At 39.8% G+C, this 20,654-nt stretch carries 14 protein-coding genes; 4 read left to right on the top strand and 10 right to left on the bottom strand.

Translation table 11 applies throughout. The features are described 5' to 3' along the window. The 3 genes from BMW53_RS19500 to BMW53_RS19490 form a co-directional block, all read right to left on the bottom strand. On the bottom strand, positions 1-539 hold a 539-nt coding region (locus BMW53_RS19500), incomplete at its 3' end, for a metallophosphoesterase family protein (RefSeq protein WP_139178278.1). A 156-nt stretch (positions 540-695) separates the two neighbouring features. Next, the gene (locus BMW53_RS19495; protein WP_038554229.1) at positions 696-2,246 is read right to left on the bottom strand and encodes a sulfatase family protein; all 1,551 of its coding nucleotides are present in this window, start codon (positions 2,244-2,246) and stop codon (positions 696-698) included. A gap of 46 nt (positions 2,247-2,292) precedes the next feature. Beyond that, positions 2,293-2,994 (bottom strand): MarR family winged helix-turn-helix transcriptional regulator, encoded by a 702-nt coding sequence (locus BMW53_RS19490; RefSeq protein WP_038554232.1) that lies wholly within the window; start codon positions 2,992-2,994, stop codon positions 2,293-2,295. 129 nt (positions 2,995-3,123) lie between these two features. Between BMW53_RS19490 and BMW53_RS19485 the strand changes: the two genes are divergently transcribed. The 3 genes from BMW53_RS19485 (at position 3,124) to BMW53_RS19475 (ending at position 4,868) form a co-directional block, all read left to right on the top strand. After that, positions 3,124-3,837 (top strand): hypothetical protein, encoded by a 714-nt coding sequence (locus BMW53_RS19485; RefSeq protein ID WP_139178276.1) that lies wholly within the window; start codon positions 3,124-3,126, stop codon positions 3,835-3,837. Between the two features lie 135 nt (positions 3,838-3,972). Next, a complete protein-coding gene (locus BMW53_RS19480) occupies positions 3,973-4,449 on the top strand; it encodes a hypothetical protein (RefSeq protein ID WP_038554238.1) in 477 nt (158 codons plus the stop codon). A gap of 5 nt (positions 4,450-4,454) precedes the next feature. Further along, a complete protein-coding gene (locus BMW53_RS19475; protein WP_038554241.1) occupies positions 4,455-4,868 on the top strand; it encodes a GreA/GreB family elongation factor in 414 nt (137 codons plus the stop codon). A gap of 118 nt (positions 4,869-4,986) precedes the next feature. On the opposite strand, the gene BMW53_RS19470 is transcribed toward BMW53_RS19475, so the two are convergent. The 7 genes from BMW53_RS19470 to BMW53_RS19440 all read right to left on the bottom strand — a co-directional run bounded on the left by BMW53_RS19470 (position 4,987) and on the right by BMW53_RS19440 (position 16,282). Next, positions 4,987-6,021 (bottom strand): alpha/beta hydrolase, encoded by a 1,035-nt coding sequence (locus BMW53_RS19470; RefSeq protein WP_038563458.1) that lies wholly within the window; start codon positions 6,019-6,021, stop codon positions 4,987-4,989. Positions 6,022-6,308: 287 nt separating this feature from the next. Next, positions 6,309-7,478 carry an esterase gene (locus BMW53_RS19465; protein WP_038554244.1) on the bottom strand — a complete coding sequence of 390 codons (1,170 nt, stop codon included), beginning with the start codon at positions 7,476-7,478 and terminating at the stop codon, positions 6,309-6,311. An 80-nt stretch (positions 7,479-7,558) separates the two neighbouring features. Further along, on the bottom strand, positions 7,559-8,755 hold the full coding sequence (locus tag BMW53_RS19460) for an esterase (RefSeq protein ID WP_038554246.1): 1,197 nt from the start codon (positions 8,753-8,755) through the stop codon (positions 7,559-7,561). A gap of 38 nt (positions 8,756-8,793) precedes the next feature. Further along, on the bottom strand, positions 8,794-9,735 hold the full coding sequence (locus tag BMW53_RS19455; RefSeq protein WP_038554249.1) for a hypothetical protein: 942 nt from the start codon (positions 9,733-9,735) through the stop codon (positions 8,794-8,796). A 139-nt stretch (positions 9,736-9,874) separates the two neighbouring features. After that, positions 9,875-11,434, bottom strand: a complete 1,560-nt coding sequence (locus BMW53_RS19450; RefSeq protein WP_038554258.1) for a RagB/SusD family nutrient uptake outer membrane protein — start codon at positions 11,432-11,434, stop codon at positions 9,875-9,877. 24 nt (positions 11,435-11,458) lie between these two features. After that, entirely contained in the window at positions 11,459-14,581 is a 3,123-nt protein-coding gene (locus BMW53_RS19445; protein WP_217643008.1) for a SusC/RagA family TonB-linked outer membrane protein, read from the bottom strand. Positions 14,582-14,626: 45 nt separating this feature from the next. After that, positions 14,627-16,282 (bottom strand): carboxylesterase/lipase family protein, encoded by a 1,656-nt coding sequence (locus BMW53_RS19440; protein ID WP_038554264.1) that lies wholly within the window; start codon positions 16,280-16,282, stop codon positions 14,627-14,629. A gap of 220 nt (positions 16,283-16,502) precedes the next feature. Between BMW53_RS19440 and BMW53_RS19435 the strand changes: the two genes are divergently transcribed. Continuing rightward, the gene (locus BMW53_RS19435; protein ID WP_074781131.1) at positions 16,503-20,528 is read left to right on the top strand and encodes a hybrid sensor histidine kinase/response regulator transcription factor; all 4,026 of its coding nucleotides are present in this window, start codon (positions 16,503-16,505) and stop codon (positions 20,526-20,528) included. Positions 20,529-20,654: the final 126 nt, after the last annotated feature.

Here is a 20,654-nt window from a genome sequence, read left to right as displayed (position 1 = left end):
AGTGCTTCCCACTTTTTCTGAAGTACTGCTCTTAATTCGTCTTCGCTGTTTTCCACTTCCAGACAGGTTTTCAGGCGGTATTCGTTGGCATAAGGCGTAAGTAATATTCGCAAAGGCACGGGAGTTTCCGGGAGTTGTACTTCCAGAAAACCATCTTCGCTGTTTAACACTTTCATACCTGATTCCAGTTCAAACGAAGCAATACGGGAATTTGGATAGCCGGCAAAAATTATCCCGCATTCCCGTGCCAGCGGATCGGGTGCCTCAATGCGGTCGGGTGAGTCGTGGTTGCCGGCAATGGCAATTACCGGACGGCGACCATTCTGCGTTAAGCGCTTCAAAGTTTTGTACAACAAGTCGACCGCTTCCGTGGGCGGGTTAAACGTATCGAATAAATCGCCTGCCACCAACACAGCATCTGCTTGTTCGTGGTCCGCAATTTCACAAATTTCTTGCAAAACAGCTTGTTGTTCTTCCATTCTGGAAAAATCATCAAGCTTCTTACCGAGGTGCCAATCGGATGTATGGAGTATTTTCATTAACTGCTTATGTTTATTGTTCTACAAAAATGAGGTGCTGTGGCAAAGGTAGTAATCTAACAAATGCTTTAACACTTATACTGAGTTGTTTCAAACTCTAAAAAACGGCTGCTTTTCCTGAATTTAAAAACAATTGCAGAGTTATATTCTCTTCTGCTATTTTAATTCAAGTGCCTCCACCTCTGAATGCAAGACTCCCATAATTTCCTTATAACCAGCAAGCATATCCTCTAGTTTGTCAGGATTACTTTTTGCCAGATTCTCCTGCTGACCGATGTCTGCACCCAGATCATACAACTGGAAATCCGGTGAATTTCCCAGTTCAATATTTACCTGCGCTGCAACTGCCGGCCCTTTATATGGAGGAATCATCAACCAGTTTCCTTTGCGATATGCGGTGCGTGTTGATGCTTCCAGGATGAGTTGATCACGTCCGTCATCCGATTTTCCCAGTAACACATCCAATAACTCTTCACTATCCGATGAATTCAAATCAGCACCTGTCAGTTTCGCAACCGATGCGAGAATATCAATCTGACTGATTAACGCATCCGATTTTTTAGGTTCGATTTTCCCTTTCCAGTAAGTTATGAACGGAACACGGGTTCCTGCTTCAAACAAACTGTACTTTCCACCTCGTAATCCGCCGTTTTGATCGTGGTTGCCAATTCGCTCAACAGCATCATCGTAATATCCATCGTTGAGTACGGGGCCATTGTCGCTTGAGAAAATAATCAGTGTATTTTCCAGAATTCCCTCATCTTCCAGCGTTTTCAAAAATTCGCCAATACACCAGTCGGCCTCCACAATTACATCGCCACGCGGCCCAAGATTGGTACTGCCAACAAACCGAGGATGTGGCGTACGTGGAACATGGGGTTGCTGCAAGGCATAATACAAAAAGAAAGGCTCGTTTTTGTGTTGCTTAATGTAGTCTTGTGCTTTTGCAAGAAAGTGGTCTGCCATATCCACATCGCTCCATTTGGCGTTCTCTCCTCCTTTCATAAAGCCAATTCGCGGAATACCATTAACAACTGAATTGTTATGTCCGTGATGCCATTTCATGGTTAGCAATTCGGGATTGTCTTTTCCGGTTGGTTCTCCCTCGAAATTACTGCTATAACTCACTTCTATCGGGTCATTCAGGTCAAGCCCTTCAACCAAACCATTTTCGAGATAAACCGTAGGCACACGATCTTGCGTAGCAGCCATTATGTACGAATAATCGAAACCGATTTCATTTGGCCCCGGCGAAACATGCTCGTTCCAATTTACCTGGCCGCTCCCCAGCCCGAGGTGCCATTTTCCAACCACTCCGGTAGTATATCCCTGCTGTTTTAACATTTTTGGAAGGGTTACTTGTGCCGTATCAATAATTAATGGTGCGGTACCCGGTAAAATTTTTGCATCCTTATTTCGCCACGGATAAACGCCGGTTAACAAGGCATAACGGCTAGGAGTACAGGTTGCCGAAGAAGAGTGACCATCAGTAAACATTACGCCTTGATTTGCTAATCGATCGATATTTGGCGTCTGAATTTCTGTTGCACCATAGGCACTTAAATCGCCATAGCCAAGATCATCGAGATAAATAATAACGATATTGGGCTTATTTGAGTTTTGTGGCGTGTTTTTTTTATCTGTTAAACAGGAGCTGGAAACACCCAGTAGAACCAGTAAAAAAAGGTAAATTTTTAATTTGTTCATCAGTTATAGTTTTGTTCGAATTTCAGATCAAACACAACAATTTGTGTTATTTATTTAAATGTTTCAACGAATCCATTAGGTTCGATATCTCGGAAAAAGGTTTATCGTAGTGATTTAAGTATATCTCGCTATGGAATGCATCAATCTCATTTAAAACGGGTAATGCTTTTTTCCATTTGTTCGGGCTAATACATAATAAGAATTTATCTCGTGCTTCATCCATTCTCCGGTTGGCTCTTTTTAAAACCCCATCTCCTTCCTTGGTCAGCACGAGCAATTTTGCTCTTTTATCCTGCACATCAGGCAGTTCATATAACAATTTATTTTTTATTAATCGTCTTATTGTATCCATTCCCGTAGTATATTCAACCAAATGAATATTAATAAGGTCTGTTTTTTTAGCCTTTTCCAAACTATCAACAGTAAACAGGAAAAGATATTCTAATCTGGAGTTCAATGGTAAGTCAACCAAATATTTCCGTAAATAAAACTCTTCCAACCTCGCAATTCGTAATATGTGTTCCTGAAAACGAGATAATGGGTCGAGCCGGTTTAGATAGTCCAAACTTTCTGAGCGCGATTTATTTTCATTTCTTGTTCTGATTTTTGTATCAGAAATCTTTTCCCTTTCAATCTGGTCAATTATCCATTGTGAAAAATTCAATAAAGTTTGCTCACCTTTTTCTTCGTCTTCGTATAAAGCCCAAAAATCAATAAGCTGCTTAATTGCTTTGTATTTACTATCCATAGTTTATTTCGAATATTTTTTAGATACCAGTCACCACCCTACATCTATATCGATATTATTTACATCGTATCCGACACATGGCACACTCTTTGTTATACAAATATAAGAGAAAATTAGATGTAATTAAATATGAAAACCTTATCGATGATTGAGCTTACAAGGGGTACGGGGATCAGCCAATACTTAAGTTCGTTTGCTATGATTGAGAGAGAAAACTTAATTATACTCGACACGAATAAGCACAGTATTTTGGAGTGTTTATTAGGGATTACACCTACCTTAGAGGAAACGAACAAATACGCAAAATTTAATTACTTCAACAACAAAAACTTTTATGAATTAGAAATTTTCTTTTGCCGATTTCATAATCTGTATATCAGAAGTTTACAGTTTCCTGAAAAACCAGGTATTCAACTCATTAAAAATGTAATAGCATACATTAAATCACTCAATTCTCTTAAAAATTGTAACTATTTAATTGTCTATTTTCCGTTTGGTAATTATTTAAATGAAATTAAACAAATCATCTCTGGTTCTGATTATTCTGTAGTCTTTTCAGAAGGGAAACCATTAATAGAAACCGAGTTAAAAAGTTACTTAGAAACCGCACCGGAAAGTAGAAAACGCCTTGGATTTGTATATACAAAAACCGAAGAGAACTGTGAGAATATAATTGAATCGGAGTCCATACACCATAAACCACTTGGGATCCTCCCTTATAACCTGCTAATTCAGAATGCAACAATTAACCATAAAGTTGTTTTAGAAATTGATGAGGGAAACTGCCATGGAAATACCATTAAAGAAGTTTGGAATAAAATAAAAGGAAAAGTGGCAGTTTAAGCGCTTCAAAAGATTTGCAATAAACATTATCAAAATCATTTCACGCAAATATAACGCACTGTAAATTTAAATCGTATTCGTTATTTTTTAAGTCGTATTCGTTATTGTTATAATTTTATTAATTTCACTCAAGAAATGAATAATAATAAAACATCAAAACAAGCTATCGCAGCATTTGAATGGCATAACAAAGCTATTACAAACAGCGATTATCATGAGATTCTAAGTCTTTTAAATAACGATTTAGGCAAACCTCACATCGCACCTTCTAATTTTCATAAGTTATTCATGATGATCACATTTTCAAAGAAATATAATCCGGCGAATATCTCCGAAAAGATTATCAGGTTAAACTCAGCGTTTATTTTGGTAACTGAGCACAATAAAAAGCAACTGGTTAGAATTGTATTGCCTCACAACATTCAGAATAGCTCTGATATATCGATTTATAATCCGATTGCGATTGCCTGTTTGGGAGCTAAAGAAGGAAACCAGGTGTGTTTTCAGTATAAAGATACGTTGCAGAAATTACATATCGAAAAATCGATTGTTTATCCCGTAATAATACCAGCAGATTTAACTGATCTATTAGAGATCCCGTACGCAAATTAAATAACATGAAAGGAAATATAAAAATTACACAACTTGACTATTTGAGGATAAGTAAACTTATTCAAGCCGCACGAAATGACAAAAGTATTGAGGTTAAAAATCTTACTTTTCTTGCCAACGAACTATACCGGGCTGAAAAAGTGGATTCCAAATCGATAACACCCGAGTTTGTCACAATGAATTCAGTTGTTCAGGTAATTAACGAAGAAACAAAATCAACAATGATGGTAAAAATAGTTTATCCCCACGAGGCTGATTTTAAGAAAAAATATGTCTCAGTGCTTTCTCCGTTAGGAAGTGCTTTGCTGGGGTATAAAGTTGGAGATATCGTTCAGTTTAGCGCGCCCAAGGGCGAAGTGGACATTACAATACAGCGCATTGAATACCAGCCAGAAGCAGATGGAAAATACAATGTATAAAAGCAAGAATTATGAAAACAACAGAGAAGTTCAATAAATCGGGCTTACCATAAGCACCAAGAGGCTGTCTGAAAAGTAACTCCGGACAGCCTCTTTCGATATCAATAAACCAGAAATTTTATTCTGAAAACTCTAAATAGAAATCAAAAAACGGCAATACTTGTTGAGGAATACGCCCTTCTTTGGTATAAATTCCACTGCCGTGCGTACCAATATATTCTTCAGCAAAATGGGTGATTCCAACATTTTCCAAACGTTGGCTAAACATATCGCACTGCAGCGTAAAGCGGTCGCCGGCATTTCGTCCCCAGTCGAGTTTTATGGCTTTTAGCTGTTGCAGGTTTTCAAGGTTCTCATCAATCATATGAACAGGCATATTGTCGTACCATTTCTGCAACACCTCCTGATTAACCGTGAGCTTATCGTCGTTGTAAACAAACGGAAAATCGCAATAAAACGGAGGCTTATCGGGATTTGGCGACCATGCACGGCCAAAGGCCATCATCACTGCGCCAAAATAGGATTTTTTTAATCCCTCAATTGTTTTTATTGCCGACAATTCCCTGAAAGTATTGCTGTTTGGCCCATACTCGGCAACAATGGTTAAGGCTCCCGGGCTAATTGCATAAACCGTACTAAATATATCAGGATGGTGCATGGCCATTTTTAATGCGCCATATCCGCCCATGCTGTGGCCGGTAATTCCACGGCTTTCTTTTTTCGGAATAGTACGGTAATTTTCATCCATATACTTCACGAGGTCGAAAGCCGTAAAATCTTCCCAGTTCCCAAAAACACCCGAGTTACTATAGAAACTTCCCTGGTAAGTGGTTTTTTCGTCGGGAATAACCATTATAAAAGGTTTTATTTTTTTATCGGCAATCGCATAATCAAGCAGACTCGCCATCATGTCCATCATTTTATTATCGCCCATAAAACCATGCAGAAAATAGATAACCGGATAATGCTGATCGCTGTTTTGATAGTTGGGAGGAAGATAAACCGAAACAGCCCGGCTAGGATTCTCGCCAAAATCGTTTTCCAGGTTTTTGGAATAAAGCGTATCGGTAACTACTGTTCCTTTATTGCTTTGAGCAAAAGATAGTAACGATACATTTAGAAATGCAATGAATAATAGATACTGGATTTTCATCTGTTTAAAATTTTTTGATTTCTGAATGTTCAAAAAATTTGAATACATTCAGGAACTCACATAAATTTTAATCATTCTTGTTTGTGAATTTAGAATGAGGAAAATTCATGTTCGTTTCATAGTTAAAATTTAGGTTCTTCGAAATAACAAAAATAAATAAAGATGTACGAAATATGACCTTGTTCATTTGGAGGCGAAAAAAAGGCAACAACTATTTCTTTAAACTTTTACTTTTAAGGAAATTTGAGCGTTGTTGCCTTAAACATCTAACTTATGTATAAATAATGCTACTTGAATAAAAGCGGGGCAAATGTATTTAAATAAACACGCCAGTTGGCCCAGGTATGCCCTCCCTCTGTAACGTAGAAAGTGTGTTCCAAGCCATTCTCCGTTAGTTTGGCATCCAGCTTTTGTGCACTTTCATAAAGAAAATCGGTGTTGCCACAAGCCAGCCAATAAAGTTTGTAACCTGCTTTTTTTAATCCTTGCAGCTTTTCATCAATATCGGGTTGTTCGCCCCTAATTCCCATACTTAGCGGGCAGATATACTGGAACATTCCGGGATATTCGTTAGCTGCAGCAATGGTGTGACCACCGCCCATTGAAAGACCGGCAATAGCACGATGATCAGGATCGGCAATAACACGGTAATTCTTTTCAATGTAGGGTACAATATCCTTAACAATACTGTGGACATAGTTATTCCTGTTCGACGGATCTCTGTAATCCACATCGCTTACAGGCAATTGTGTAGTTTGCGCTGCCATTTGATTTGGATTTCCGTTGGGCATCACACAAATCATCGGTTCGGCAAGGCCTTTTTCAATCAAGTTATCCAAAATCTGACGGGTACGTCCCATAGAAGTCCAGGCATCTTCGTCGCCACCGCCCCCGTGAAGCAGGTATAAAACCGGATAGCTTTTATTGCTGTTTTCGTAGCCATAAGGCGTGTAAACAAACATTCTCCTGTTTATTTTTAATGTTGGAGAATCGTACCACACCTGATGCAGATTTCCGCGTTTTTCGGCTTCAAAATAATTCTCTGTTTTTTCTCCCGGCACCAGCAGTACGCTTAGGTAACGCGAGCCATCGCGCTGCATAAAAGTATTCCTCGGATCGTTTACGGTTGTACCATCTACAATAAAACTGTAGGTATATAATTCGGGCTCTGGCAATGGCAGTGTAATCGACCACAAGCCTTTTTCATCTTTTGTTAGATCAAGGCTTCCCGGCACATCCATTTCGCCAAACAAAGTTTTCATTTTAACGGTAGGCGTAAATCCCCCGGTAATTTTTACAGTATCAGCTTTGGGTGCCAAAAACCGAAAGGTCACCTGACTTTCACCTATTTCCGGTGAAACAATTGGTTCCCTATTCATAAAGTTAGTTAACTCCTGTGCATTTGCTCCCAGCATGATTGCAAGACTCGCAACGACTAGTAAAAATGTCTTTTTCATTTGTTTTAGTTTACTATGTTGATAATTTAGATCTTAAGCAGGTAATAAAAGATCCGATACTAAAGCACCGGATCGGTATTTTATTTAAAAAGTAATGGAACAAATTCACTGAGGTAAATCCGCCAATTAGTCCAAACATGACCGCCTTCAGTTTCCACATAGGTGTATTTCATTCCCATACTATCAAGTTTGGCACGATAGTCTGTGTTGTTCTGATACAAAAAATCGGTTTTGCCAATTCCAATCCAATACAGCTTGTACCCGTTATCTATTTGGGCTTTTAGTGTTTCGTCAAAATTCTCATAAACTTTCGACTTCATTGCGGCATCCGGCATAATTGCAGCGGAAAACAAACCAACGTAATCAAAAGTATCCGGATAATAGCGTGAAATGTGCAAAGAATGGTAGCCTCCCATAGAAAGACCTGCAATGGCACGGTCGGGTTTGTCGGCCTTCACCCGATAATTGCTTTCAACAAATTTCACAATATCCATAAATGTTGATTCATACGTACCATCCATGGTGTTTGGCAATTGCATGTTTGGTTTGTACAATCCTTTTGGTGATTCGCCGGGAGCTGCTTGCTGAGCTACATTGCCGTTGGGCATAACCACGATCATAGGTTTTGCTTTTCCCTGCGCAATCAGGTTATCCAAAATCTGAGAAGTTCGTCCAAGAGCAATCCACGCTTCTTCGTCGCCACCCATTCCGTGTAGCAAATACAAAACCGGATATTTATCCTTACTTTCTTCGTAACCCGGAGGCGTATAAATGGTAATGCGTCGCTTAATATCATTTCCCGGAGAATCGTACCAACGTCGTGTAACCGAGCCATGTGGCACATCCTGCACATTGTACAAATCGCCTTTTCCACCACCAACAATAAAAACATCAGTAATTGAAGCCACGTCGCGAATCATATAAACATTATTCGGATCGGTATTGGTTACACCATCTACGCTAAATGAGTAGCTATACAGATCAGACTCCAGAGGTTGTGAAGTAAAACTCCATATGCCGTTTGCATCCTTTTTCAACAATGCTTTTCCGGGGCCATCGAAAACTCCCCACTGCGTATTAATTTTCTCTGTTGGCAAGAAATCGCCGGTAATTTGTACTGTATCGGCATTAGGCGCATTAAAGCGAAACGTAACACTGTTATCGCTGTTTATTTCAGGGGAGATAATTTGTTGTCCTCCCCAAAGTGCTTGCTGCGCGTAAATATTAAATCCGAGAAGCATGACTACCAAACTGGTAATTGAGATTTTTAATTTCATTTTATTATTAATAGTTTATCAGTGAATAATTTCCTGTATTATAATTGGGTAGCATCTGTAATATTCACACTTCCCGGTGTTTCTAGCACTGACCATGTTGCTCCCCCGGAGCTAATCAATGCCTCAAGATTTAAAATACCAAGATTGTCTCCTGTAATTGTTAATGTTCCGCCATTATCTAGAATGGTAATACCACCTTCCCCCTCGCGCAGGTACATCGTGTTTTCACCGTTCATGTAATAAGAGCCACCAACCATTACACCTTCCATACCATACCACGTAAGGTCAACATAATATCCATTTGACAACTGGCCAATGGCATCAATTCCATCTTTCACCGAGTAGGTTCCTGAAAGTGATGTTGCATTTGCATCGGCAACAAGTTCCAAATATGCATAAAAAACATCATCTGCAAAAACCGTAATTTTGTGCATTGTGCTTCCTTCAATAGGTGTTGCTCCTTGCGCACCACCCATTGCCGGAGATGCTGTTTCATCCGTGTAAGTGAAGGTTGGCGTGTACGGATCGGGTTGATAAGCATAAGTAAATGCTCCGGTAAGTTTAAGCACGGTTTCATCGGCCAGATAAAGAATTCCGCTAACAGTATAATTACTGTCCTGAGCTGCAATACTTATTGTACCGTCCGTAATTTGTTGTCCGTTAAAAGTTGTGCCCTCTGTTCCAAGCAAATAGGTTTTATTAGCGGCTTGGTTACTTGGCGTAAAGTCAGAAGCCGGCAATATATATTCGGTTGAAAAAAGTTTCATACTTAAAGTATTCGACCCCTCGTCCGTCAAATTTACAGAGAATGTATAAAGCGGACCATCTTTTACCCGGTCCTGTGTTCCAAGTACAGTAAGATCATACACCTCGGGAGGTGAATATTTCCCGGTAAGTGGATCTAGCGAATCTTCCTCGCACGAAACCAGCACAAAATTGGCGGCCAGGAGGAACATCAATAATTTCCATATAGTTTTCATCTGTTTTGAATTTTAAATTTTTTATGGCAAAAGATGGAATTCGCATGAGATGTAATTATCTCTACTGGTGTGAATTCCATACTCATGCTCATTTCATATGATTTATTTTTATTTTTTTAAGTTCTGTAAACCGGAGAAATTACCAACCCGGGTTTTGAACAATATTTTTATTTAACTGAATCTCGGTTGATGGAAACGGGAACAAGGTATTTCGTTCCTGAAATCCGTATTTTCCTTCGCTGTTTCCGGTTGATTTAAAAGTAACAGCTCCGTTTGAAGACATAACCGGATACTCTTTTCCCTGAGCTGACAATGCTGATTCGGCATCGCCCCAGCGAATTAAATCCTGGTAGCGAACATCCTCGAAACAGAGTTCAAGTCTACGCTCAGTTTTAATGGCCTCCATTGTTGCAGTTTTATTCTCCAATTTAGCACGTGAACGAACTTTATTCAGGTAAGTATCGGCCTTGCTTTGGTTACCTGCCAGCAAATTGGCTTCTGCCGCCATAAGAAGCACATCGGCATAGCGCATAATACGCACGTTGTGATCCCAGGTGAAGTTAGAACCTGCTGCCGGTACTGCATCTTTGGTTATTCTTGTTTTCCAGAAAAAATATCCTTCAGCAATAATTGTTTTTCCGGCATCCATGCTTGCTCCCATTTCCTGAATTTGCTCATAGGTTTTCAGCGTACGGTTCAAACGATATCCGTCTTCGCCTTCTTCAGCAACAAATGCATCATACAATTCCTTTTGTGGTAAACAAAAGCCCCAGCCCAGATCTGCTAATCCCAAAGCCGTAACCGGTTTAGTTGTAAAACGGTCGGTACGGAAATGAATCATTAAATGCCAAAAATCGAAGTTATCCCAAACGTTGTTTGCATCTACAACACGGTTCACCTCAAACATCGATTCGCTATTGTTCTTATTCGAGAAAGCAAAGATATCATCATATTCGCCCTCATATAAAGCGTAAAGATTTGAGCTGATTACTGATTCGAAAGCTGCAGCCGATTCCGAATTTTTCCCTTGGTACAAGTAGGCTTTACCTAATAACGTTTGTGCAAATTGTTTGGTAACACGGTAAACCGACTTATCATTTACGCCAGATTTTTCCATCAAACTTCCCGAGGCAATGGCTTCAGTTAAATCGGTTTCAACCAAGGCCCATAATTCCGCCGGATCTCCGTTTGTCTTTTGATATTCCGACGGATCCAGCGGATGATCTACCAAAGGAGGCGTTCCCCACAACGAAATGAGATCGATATAAGCCAATGCACGAAATACTTTTGCTTCAGCAATCATTTGCTTTTTAACATCTGAATCGGGTTGGATATATTGCATCACAATATTGGCATTGTAGATAATATTGTAGTAGCTCTGGAAACATCCCGAAAGAAAACCGTGTTCGGCACTAAAGGTAAATTCGTTCATTTTTTCCAGATCGTTGTTATCGCCACGGTCGGCACCACCAGCCCATACATCATCTGAACAAATATTTTTCAGGAATTTGTAATTGTACATCATTCCACGCAATTCGCCATAAATTGCGGTTACTGCACCTTCAGCACTTTCGTCGCTGCCATAATATTCTTCTAAACTAATAGCACCTTTTTGCACTATATCCAATTCATCTTCGCACGAAAGCATGGTGAAAACCATTGCAATGGCGGCTAAATATATTAATGTTATTCGTTTCATTTTAATTCGATTTTTTGGTTAAGATTAGAATGACACATTAAAACCAAATATGATTTTCTTTGAGTTCGGATAACTTCCTTTATCAACTCCCAATGCGTTTCCAACACCTGTAACTTCCGGGTCGAAACCTTTATATTTTGTAAAGGTGAAGTAATCTTCAAGCGAGGCATAAACCCTCAGTCTGTTAATACCCATTTTATTAAGTACAGCATTAGGAAGTGTGTAACCTAACTGAATTTGTTTGATTTTGAAATATGAACCATCGAAAACTGCAGCCGAAGAGGTATAATATTTATCCAGATCATTAGCTCCTGCACGAGGTCTTATTCCGTTCGTGTTATCCGCGGTCCATCTGTTTTCAGTAAAATAGGTTAAACTGTTAACGGCATAATCAGTACGGTTCAAACAAGAGTAAATATCATTTCCATACGATCCCTGACCGAACACGATTGCATCAAAACCTTTATATGCTGCATTTAAAGTAATACCGTAAGTCAGATCAGGCATACCTTTTCCCAGGTCAACTTTATCATCGTCGTTCATGATATCATCCGAATTTTGATCCACAAAAACAGGATCTCCGGTAGCAGCATCGATGCCTTCAAACTCGTAACCATAAAAATACCAGGCTGGTTTCCCAACTTCAAAACGGGTAATACCACTGGTGGTATGGAAACCTGTTCCGGGGATATAATCCAGCGATTCGTGAATATTGGTTACTTTGTTTTTAATTGATGAGATATTTCCTCTCACATCATAGGAAAAATCACCTTTCATGTCTTTCCACCCAAGTTCCAACTCAAAACCGGTGTTTTCGATGTTACCTGCATTAATAGGCGAAGCTGTATTACCTACAATGGTAGACGGAGTAATTCCGGTTACAATCAGGTCTTTGGTTTTTTTAACGAAATAGTCAAAAGTCATCGATAACCTGCTTTTCAGAAATCGGGCATCAATACCCAGGTCGGTTTGTTCGTTGGTTTCCCATTTTAATTCCTGGTTACCGGTTGTTGATGGTTTGTAACCAATACTGTATACCGGATCGGAACTAAACGGATAACTTCCGGTGCTTGTTACAGCAGTACGGTAGGCAAAACTACCCAGGCCGGCCAATGAACCGTTTTGTCCCCAGCTGGCACGCAATTTCAAAAAGTCGATCCATGATGAAGCATCCTGCATAAATGATTCTTTAGAAACTACCCAACCTACAGATCCTCCGGGGAAGTAGCCCCAACGGTTGTCATACGGCAGGTAAGCCGAATCGAAAGCATCGGTACGCATTACAATTTCTGCCAGGTATTTTTCATCGTAGTTATACCCGAAACGCCCAAAATAAGCGTTTTGAGTTCGTAAAGTTGGTTCGCCACCTGAAACATCTTTAATAGCCTCTGAAGTAGCATAAGCAAAATAATAGTAACGTGGATCATCTCGTTGTACACCAAAATCATCATCGGTACCGGTTTTACTTCCGGAAACACCAAATGAACGGATTTTTGTAAACGATGTACCCACCATCGCTGTCAGGTTGTGTTTATCGAACGAACGGTTGTAAGTGGCAAAGTTTTCCCACTGAATCCGAATGTTATTCGAACTGGATGCGTTTAATCCCATATAGTTCTGATACGACTGGGAGTTGGCATAATAATCCTGCGAATAGCCATAACTTTCACCGGCACTTAGCAGGTACGAAAAACGTGTTGTTGCCACAAGCCCTTCAATTGGTTTCAGGTTTAAAAAGGCTGTTCCGTTAATATTAAAACCCGAACTTTTTGAATAGGCATTATCGCGCATAATAAGCGGATTCAGGTTTTCGCTGGTAAGAAATGGTGAAACGCTGTAGTAGTTACCGTTTCCATCGCTCAACAGCTCTCCAACACCAGTAGCCCGGTAGTTGGCCAGGGCAGATGCCATATTATCCGGCATATTATCTTCGGTGTAGGTTACTGCCGTCATCGGATCGAGCTGCAACGTACTCAGAATAAGCGAACCGTATTCCGAGCCTTCCGAAACCGATCTTCTTTCGTAGTATTCCAACTGATTGTTTGTGCCAACTTCTAACCAGGGCTTAATGTTGTAGTTGGTGTTTATCATACCGGTATAGCGTTTGTAAGTATCGGCATCGCCAACAACCATACCGTCGTTATCCAATATACTGCCTGACAAATAATAACTTCCTTTTTCGTTTCCTCCCTGGAAGCTGATGTTGTGACGCTGCATTATTGACGATTCAAAAATCTCGTTCACCCAATCGGTATTTTGCTCAAAATCCCAATATTGGTAAACACGGTCCATGCTAAACTTGCCGGCTTCGGTCCAATAATCGATAAATTGCTCAGAGTTCATTACCTGAGGCGTTTTGCCTATACTTTGTATAGTATATTGGAAATCGTAAGAAAGGGTACCTATTCCCTTTTTACCTTTTTTCGTGGTTATTAAAACTACTCCGTTACCGGCCTGAGCACCATAAATCGCTGCTGATGCAGCATCTTTCAAAATTTCCATACTCTCGATATCGTTAGGTTCAATACCTGCAATCGACGAGGCAATACGCCCGTCAACTACATATAGCGGAGAGATTGAATTGTTAGAATTTATACCCCTGATACGGATTGTTGGCGAACTACCCGGCGCTGCCGAGTTGGAATAGACCTGTGTTCCGGCAGTTTTACCGGCAATTGCCTGCAGTGGATTGGTAATGGTGCGGTTCTCCATGTCTTCGGCCTTTACCTGCGAAATAGCACCGGTAACCGAGCTTTTTTTCTGAACACCATAACCAATTGCAACCACCTCTTCAAGCGCGATGTTGGCACTTTCCAATGTTACATTAATAAGGCTTTGGCCACCAACTGCAACTTCAGTCGATTTCATGCCGATAAACGAAAACTGCAAAGTAGCATCTGCAGGAACATTTTTAAGTGCATAGCTACCATCAATGTCGGTAATTGTGCCGTTTGTTGTTCCCTTTACAAGCACCGTAACTCCGGGTAACAGCTCCCCGTCACCGCCCGATACAGTACCTGTTACTTCAATATTGGTTTGCGAAAATGCTAATGAAGAGATCATTAAAAACATAACGATCAGCATTTTTGAAAAAAGCCGTTGCGCTATTAATCGATACCGCTTTTGACTTAAATTGTAGTACTTCATAGTTTAAATTTTAGTTACTATTAAATTAGGATAGATCATATTAGTTTATTGCGCCAGTAGCTGATAATGAAATGAATTCACCAATTCAATCAATTCTTTATCATGCTTGTATTTTAGTTCGCATTTGTTATTAAAAAGCATAGTAGCTCCATTGTCGGGAGTATATGGTTTCCACTCGGGCAGGTTATTTGTGTTTGGATTTCCGGTTTTTGCAAAATTTATCCAGGCCAAACTCATTTTATCGGCAAGTTTAAGAGCCTCCTCGCCGCCACCTGTCATTTTTCGGCAACGCGAAATATTGTTAAATACAAAGGGAAGTTCCATACAATGTGTTGACCGAAACATTCCATCCAACACCGGCGATTCCCAGGTGAACAGATAAGAATAAACAGGTGCACCCTGTATATTGTATTTTAGCGATGCTTGTTCAACCGCTTTCGGACGAAAAAGAAAATCTACATCAAGTAAATCTTTAGCTTGATAATTGGGATAGGCCTTTTCAAAAACGGATAAGAATTCATGTGTTTTTTCACCATAGCGTTGTTCAAGTATATTTATGGCGCCGGTCTTATCAATAGTTCGCCATGCAGGATTGTAGGTAGTTGCCGTAAACTCATGCAAGGTGGTTCCCACCAGCAAAGGAATGTTTTTTGATTGTTCAAGTGCTTTTATATCAGCAGGCTGCCAGGGCAACACATTTCCGTCAACCGTTGGTTCCCACCCAAAAAGTAAGGCATCAAGCCCTTCTGTTCCGGCCTCTTCTCTTACTTTTGAAACTGCTTTGTTTCCTGCTTCCAGCAATTTTTCATAAGGTAGCTTTGCCAACTCATCAATTTGCGATGCTTTTAAACCAAGTTCTTGCAAAGTGGCCAAACCTATTTTTCTGGAATACCTGGCTTCCATACTATTTAATAAAGAACCGCTTTGCACAATTGCCTTATCAAATAAACCAGCGGCAGCCGGGGTAGCCATTAGTGTACTAACTTTTCCTCCTCCGCCCGATTGACCGAAAATGGTAACATTCTGCGGATCGCCACCAAATTGTTCAATATTGTTTTTAATCCACTTTAAAGCTTCTACAAGATCGAGCAAACCAACATTTCCTGATTTTGCATATTTCTCGCCAAAAGCTGATAAATCAAGAAAACCCAGAACATTTAAGCGATGATTTAACGAAACCAGAACCACATCGCCCTTTTTACACAGCGCGGCTCCGTCGTAGGCCGGCAACTCCTGCCCCGATCCGGCTGAATATCCACCGCCATGCAACCAAACCATTACCGGGCGTTTTTTCTTATCGTTAATCCCTTGTGTCCATATATTTACGCGGAGGCAGTTCTCGTCGGCATAACCATCGTCCCAGTCAAAAGCAAAAGCCTGCTCATCCGAATACCAGCCCATTCGCTTTTCCTGCGGGCAAACCGGACCATAAGCGCGGCTGCTTCTTACTCCTTCCCAGCGAGCAGGCGAATGTGGCGGCATAAAGCGGTCGGCTTCGGCATAAGGAATTCCCTTATATATATAAATGCCATCTTCAATATACCCGGCAACCTCACCTGCTTCGGTTGAAACAACAGTGGAAGTGGCAGATGTTACAATTTCATGACAAGTAAATGTAGCCTGCACATTATCCTTGGTCGTTGTACACGCTCCAAAATTCAGAACAAGAAAAATTAGAATGGTTAGTTTTATTGACTTCATAAGCTATTGGTTCAACGTCATTAAAATTTGACGTTACAATGCTAGGCATTACCGCTGCAAATAATTTTCCGTTTTGTGCTAAGTACTTTAGTATCTGTTCAATTCCACTTTTCTATTTGTTCAAATTCTTATCTATTTATACAATCCCGGCAGCATTGAACATAAAAAATGAAGGCAGGTGGCGATTATTGCTATTTTTGACATTCCAGATTGAATTCGAATGAAGAAAACAAGCTTTTTTATACTAAGTATTTTAATATCGGTTCTTGTTTGGGGAAATCCAAAAGAGCTTAGCCAGTCTGAAATGAATTTGGTTGTCTCAAACGAAATATCCAATCAGCAGGTAACCTCATTTGCTGAAGATGCATTCGGACATATCTGGATTGGCACAATTCGGGGACTCAACAAATACAATATTAACGAGTATCATCAATATTTCAGTACCGATGATTCATTAAGCATTCCAAACAACCGAATACAACAAATTTATACTGACTCGAAAAAACGGCTATGGGTAGCAACTGTAGATGGTGTTTGCAGATACAACGATCAGGACTGTTTTGACCGTATTCCGATTGAAAGTTTAAGTAAAAATTCCATCTATTTTTTTGAAGACGATGATGGGAAGCTCTTTTTAAACCTGAATTTTGAGATTTGTGTTTACAACGAAGAGCTGAATAAGTTTGAGCCGGTGATCAGGGATTTGGATCATCAGAATTTTGGGACCTCCTGTTTAGTTGATAAATCAAATAATATTTGGGTTGTTACTCCATGGCAGGTAAAATGCTATAACAGTCATAATTACGAGTTAAAACAAGAGTTGAAACGCGATAAGTACACTACGTTTTCGTACCTCGATGAAAATGGAAAACTTTGGCTTGCATCGTGGCATAATTTAGAGGTTTATGATACCCGAACAGGAAAATATGAGCAGGCTCCGCAAGCTATCGCTCAACATCCGGTTTTGAAAGATGCAATTATTTACCGCATGCATCCTTACAATAACTCGGCGGTATTAATTTTAACCCAAAAAGACGGAGTTTTCATCTACAATAAATTCACCGAAACCATTGTTCATCAATCAGAAAGCGGATTTCCCTTTATTGTACCTGACTTCGATATCATTTCCATTTTTACCGATTCGCAAAAAAATCTATGGATGGGATCTTTCGATCAGGGCTATAAAGTGATATACCACTATAAAGAACGATTTAATAACAACCAGTTCTTACAATCGAAGTTAAAAGGCAAGTCTGTTCTTTCGGTGTCTACCGACCACGACAAAAATTTATGGATTGTTACCCGTTCAGATGGTATTATGTTGTACCGCAACGACAACAACGAAATCCAACATTTCTCCAACCAGGAATTGTATGGATTTTGGGATTCGTTTCAACATACCGCCGGTAGCATTTATATTGGCAGCGACAATACCATTTGGGTACGATCAGATTGGATGTTGCTTAAAATGCGCCTCGAAAAAGAGAAGCTGGTGCGAAAAAAACATTACTATTTCCCTACAGGCATATTATCGATTACCGAAGATGCCAAAGGCACTATCTGGCTGGGTGGAAAGGATCAATCCATTTTCGTTCTTAACAAAGGCGAAGAGTATTTCGAGCGATTTCACTTATATGGAAAAGAATATAATTTTACCCCGACTTTGTTAACGTTATCGTCGGGTAATATTTTGGTTGCATCCTTTAATCATGAGCTACAATTAATCGATGCCAACTCGAGAGAAGTTACCCCCATCCCCATCAAACATCTAAATAAAAAAACAGCCTTTATTCCCGTGTGTCTTTATGAAGATGCCGTTGGAGATGTTTGGATTGGCACTATTAGCAATGGAGTTTACCGGCTTTCAACCAGCAACAACACCATTGAACAGGTAAACGGAATTGGCTGTACCGATATCAGCAGTATTACTGAAGATGTAGCCGGTAACATATGGGTTGGCACTTTGTTTGGGCTAAGTAAATTCGATCGGACTACCCAACACTTTATTAATTATTATGCCACCGACGGCATTGGAGGAAATCAGTTTAACGAAAAGAGTGTTTGCCGGCTTTCGGATAATACGCTGGTTTTTGGAGGAACACATGGATTAACTTTTTTCAACCCGATTGATATTAATTACAAGCAAAATATTCCGCTGGTTTTCGAAAACCTTAAGATACACAACAAAATTGAACAGCCGGCCACAAGCTCAAGCATCGATAAACACCTGTCGTACAACCCTGATATAACTTTAAATTATAACCAGAATAGTTTTACCATTTCGTTTTCGGCTATTGATTACGGCGAATATGAACGGGTAAAATATGCCTATAAAATGGATGGGTACGATAATGTTTGGATAGAAGCCAACAGCAGCCGACAGGCCTATTATTCCAACTTACCGGCCGGAAAATATACGTTTCGGGTAAAAATATTTAATAACGAAAACACCATTAACGAAACCCAAAACGAGATTTTTGTACGGATTAAACCGGCTCCATGGTTGAGCTGGCCAGCCCTGTCGTTTTATACCATTCTGTTTTTATTTGTAGTAGTACTTGTTGTGCGCATGCAACGTCGAATAAAAACAAATAAAGACAAAGCGCTGAAAGCGCAGATCGAAATTGAGCAGGAACATAAGGTGAATAAAATGAACATGAGTTTCTTCGCCAATTTATCTCATGAATTCAGAACGCCATTAACCATGATAAGCGGGCCGATAACCATTTTGAGTAACGATGACCGTTTGAAAGATGAATCGAAACAACTGATATACATTGTACAACGCAGTGTAAACCGAATGCTGCGATTGGTAAATCAGTTAATGGATTTTAATAAACTGGAGAACGACACGCTTAAACTGAAGGTAAAAACCCTCGATATTATATCGGAGCTAAATCGTACCATCGACATTTTTAAATTGAACGCAAAAGAAAAAGAGATTGATATAAACACCTATGGTTTGGAAGATCGGTTTGTAATGTGGCTCGATCTGGATAAACTGGAAAAGATTGTAACAAACCTACTTATCAACGCAATAAAATTCAGTGGTTCAAAAGGTAAAATCAATATCACATTCGATGTTATTTCGCGAGACGAGATTGCCGGTATTTTCCCGTTAACAGTGCAGGATGCCAGCACACAATGGGTAAAAGTTGCGATCAGCGACACAGGTAGAGGTATTCCGGAAGATAAACTGGAAAAAATATTCGAACGCTATTATCAGCTCGATAATCAAACAAAAGAATATTACAACTGGGGCACCGGCATAGGGCTATACTATTCGCGGCGTTTGGTTGAAATACATCACGGTTATATTAAAGCCGATAACAACGACGAAGTAGGAGCAACATTTACGTTTGTACTTCCGGTATCGAAACAGGCGTATTCTCCCCAAGAAAGACAACCTGAAACCGATGCTCAACAAAATGAATATATTCCTTACCCGCCGGAAAAAAAATATAAGTATGAGTTTGCCAATGATAATAACAAGCAAAAACAAAAGCTGCTGATTATTGATGACGAATCGGAAATTATTCATTACCTGAAAGCCTTGTTGTCGCCGTACTACGATGTTATTTATAAGTTTGATGCCGATTCGGCGTTTAAAGAACTGAACGAAACCGAGCCTGACCTGATTCTTTGTGATGTGGTAATGCCGGGAACTGATGGTTTTACATTCAGCAGAAAAGTGAAAGAGAGTCTTTCGTTCTGCCATATTCCAATTGTTCTGGTTACGGCAAAAGCCACAGTAGAAAACCAGGTTGAAGGACTTAACACCGGCGCCGACGCTTATGTTACCAAACCTTTTGATCCGAATTACTTGCTGGCGCTTATTAATTCTCAGCTAAGTAACCGAAAGAAGACACAGCGTATGTTGATAGGTGTTACGAAAACCGAAAAAATTGAACAGGATATTCTTACTCCACAAGACAAAACTTTTATGAGCGAATTGTATAAGTTGATGGAGAATGAACTTTCAAATTCGGAATTGAATATCAACAGGATGACTGATGTATTGAAGATTTCGCGAACAAAATTTTACTATAAAGTTAAAGGATTGACTGGCGAAAATCCGGGTGTATTGTTTAAAACCTACAAGTTAAACCGCGCTGCCGAGCTGATTTTGGAAGGCAACATGAATATTTCCGAAATTGCTGATATTACAGGATTTAGCACACCATCACATTTCTCAGTGAGCTTCAAAAAACACTTTGGGGTATCGCCAAAAAATTATCACGGGTAGCAAATAATTGACTTCACATCATTAAATCCGAATTGAATATCCGTAAATACTCATAATTTGATTTATTTCATTATCTTTAAGGTAGTTAAAACGATATAGATGAACCTATTTACTTTCACAGCACAT

The organism is Draconibacterium orientale (genome assembly GCF_900111425.1).
Taxonomy (GTDB): domain Bacteria; phylum Bacteroidota; class Bacteroidia; order Bacteroidales; family Prolixibacteraceae; genus Draconibacterium; species Draconibacterium orientale.
Note: the sequence above shows the minus strand (reverse complement) of the source record. Positions and strands in the feature narration are given on the sequence as shown.

What these genes read in the sequence shown, in the direction of transcription:
- BMW53_RS19480 (WP_038554238.1), top strand. Translation starts at nt 3,973, where the DNA reads ATGAATAATAATAAAACATCAAAACAAGCTATCGCAGCATTTGAATGG.
- BMW53_RS19445 (WP_217643008.1), bottom strand. Translation starts at nt 14,581, where the DNA reads ATGAAGTACTACAATTTAAGTCAAAAGCGGTATCGATTAATAGCGCAA.
- BMW53_RS19465 (WP_038554244.1), bottom strand. Translation starts at nt 7,478, where the DNA reads ATGAAAAAGACATTTTTACTAGTCGTTGCGAGTCTTGCAATCATGCTG.
- BMW53_RS19475 (WP_038554241.1), top strand. Translation starts at nt 4,455, where the DNA reads ATGAAAGGAAATATAAAAATTACACAACTTGACTATTTGAGGATAAGT.
- BMW53_RS19470 (WP_038563458.1), bottom strand. Translation starts at nt 6,021, where the DNA reads ATGAAAATCCAGTATCTATTATTCATTGCATTTCTAAATGTATCGTTA.
- BMW53_RS19435 (WP_074781131.1), top strand. Translation starts at nt 16,503, where the DNA reads ATGAAGAAAACAAGCTTTTTTATACTAAGTATTTTAATATCGGTTCTT.
- BMW53_RS19440 (WP_038554264.1), bottom strand. Translation starts at nt 16,282, where the DNA reads ATGAAGTCAATAAAACTAACCATTCTAATTTTTCTTGTTCTGAATTTT.
- BMW53_RS19490 (WP_038554232.1), bottom strand. Translation starts at nt 2,994, where the DNA reads ATGGATAGTAAATACAAAGCAATTAAGCAGCTTATTGATTTTTGGGCT.
- BMW53_RS19450 (WP_038554258.1), bottom strand. Translation starts at nt 11,434, where the DNA reads ATGAAACGAATAACATTAATATATTTAGCCGCCATTGCAATGGTTTTC.
- BMW53_RS19455 (WP_038554249.1), bottom strand. Translation starts at nt 9,735, where the DNA reads ATGAAAACTATATGGAAATTATTGATGTTCCTCCTGGCCGCCAATTTT.
- BMW53_RS19460 (WP_038554246.1), bottom strand. Translation starts at nt 8,755, where the DNA reads ATGAAATTAAAAATCTCAATTACCAGTTTGGTAGTCATGCTTCTCGGA.
- BMW53_RS19485 (WP_139178276.1), top strand. Translation starts at nt 3,124, where the DNA reads ATGAAAACCTTATCGATGATTGAGCTTACAAGGGGTACGGGGATCAGC.
- BMW53_RS19495 (WP_038554229.1), bottom strand. Translation starts at nt 2,246, where the DNA reads ATGAACAAATTAAAAATTTACCTTTTTTTACTGGTTCTACTGGGTGTT.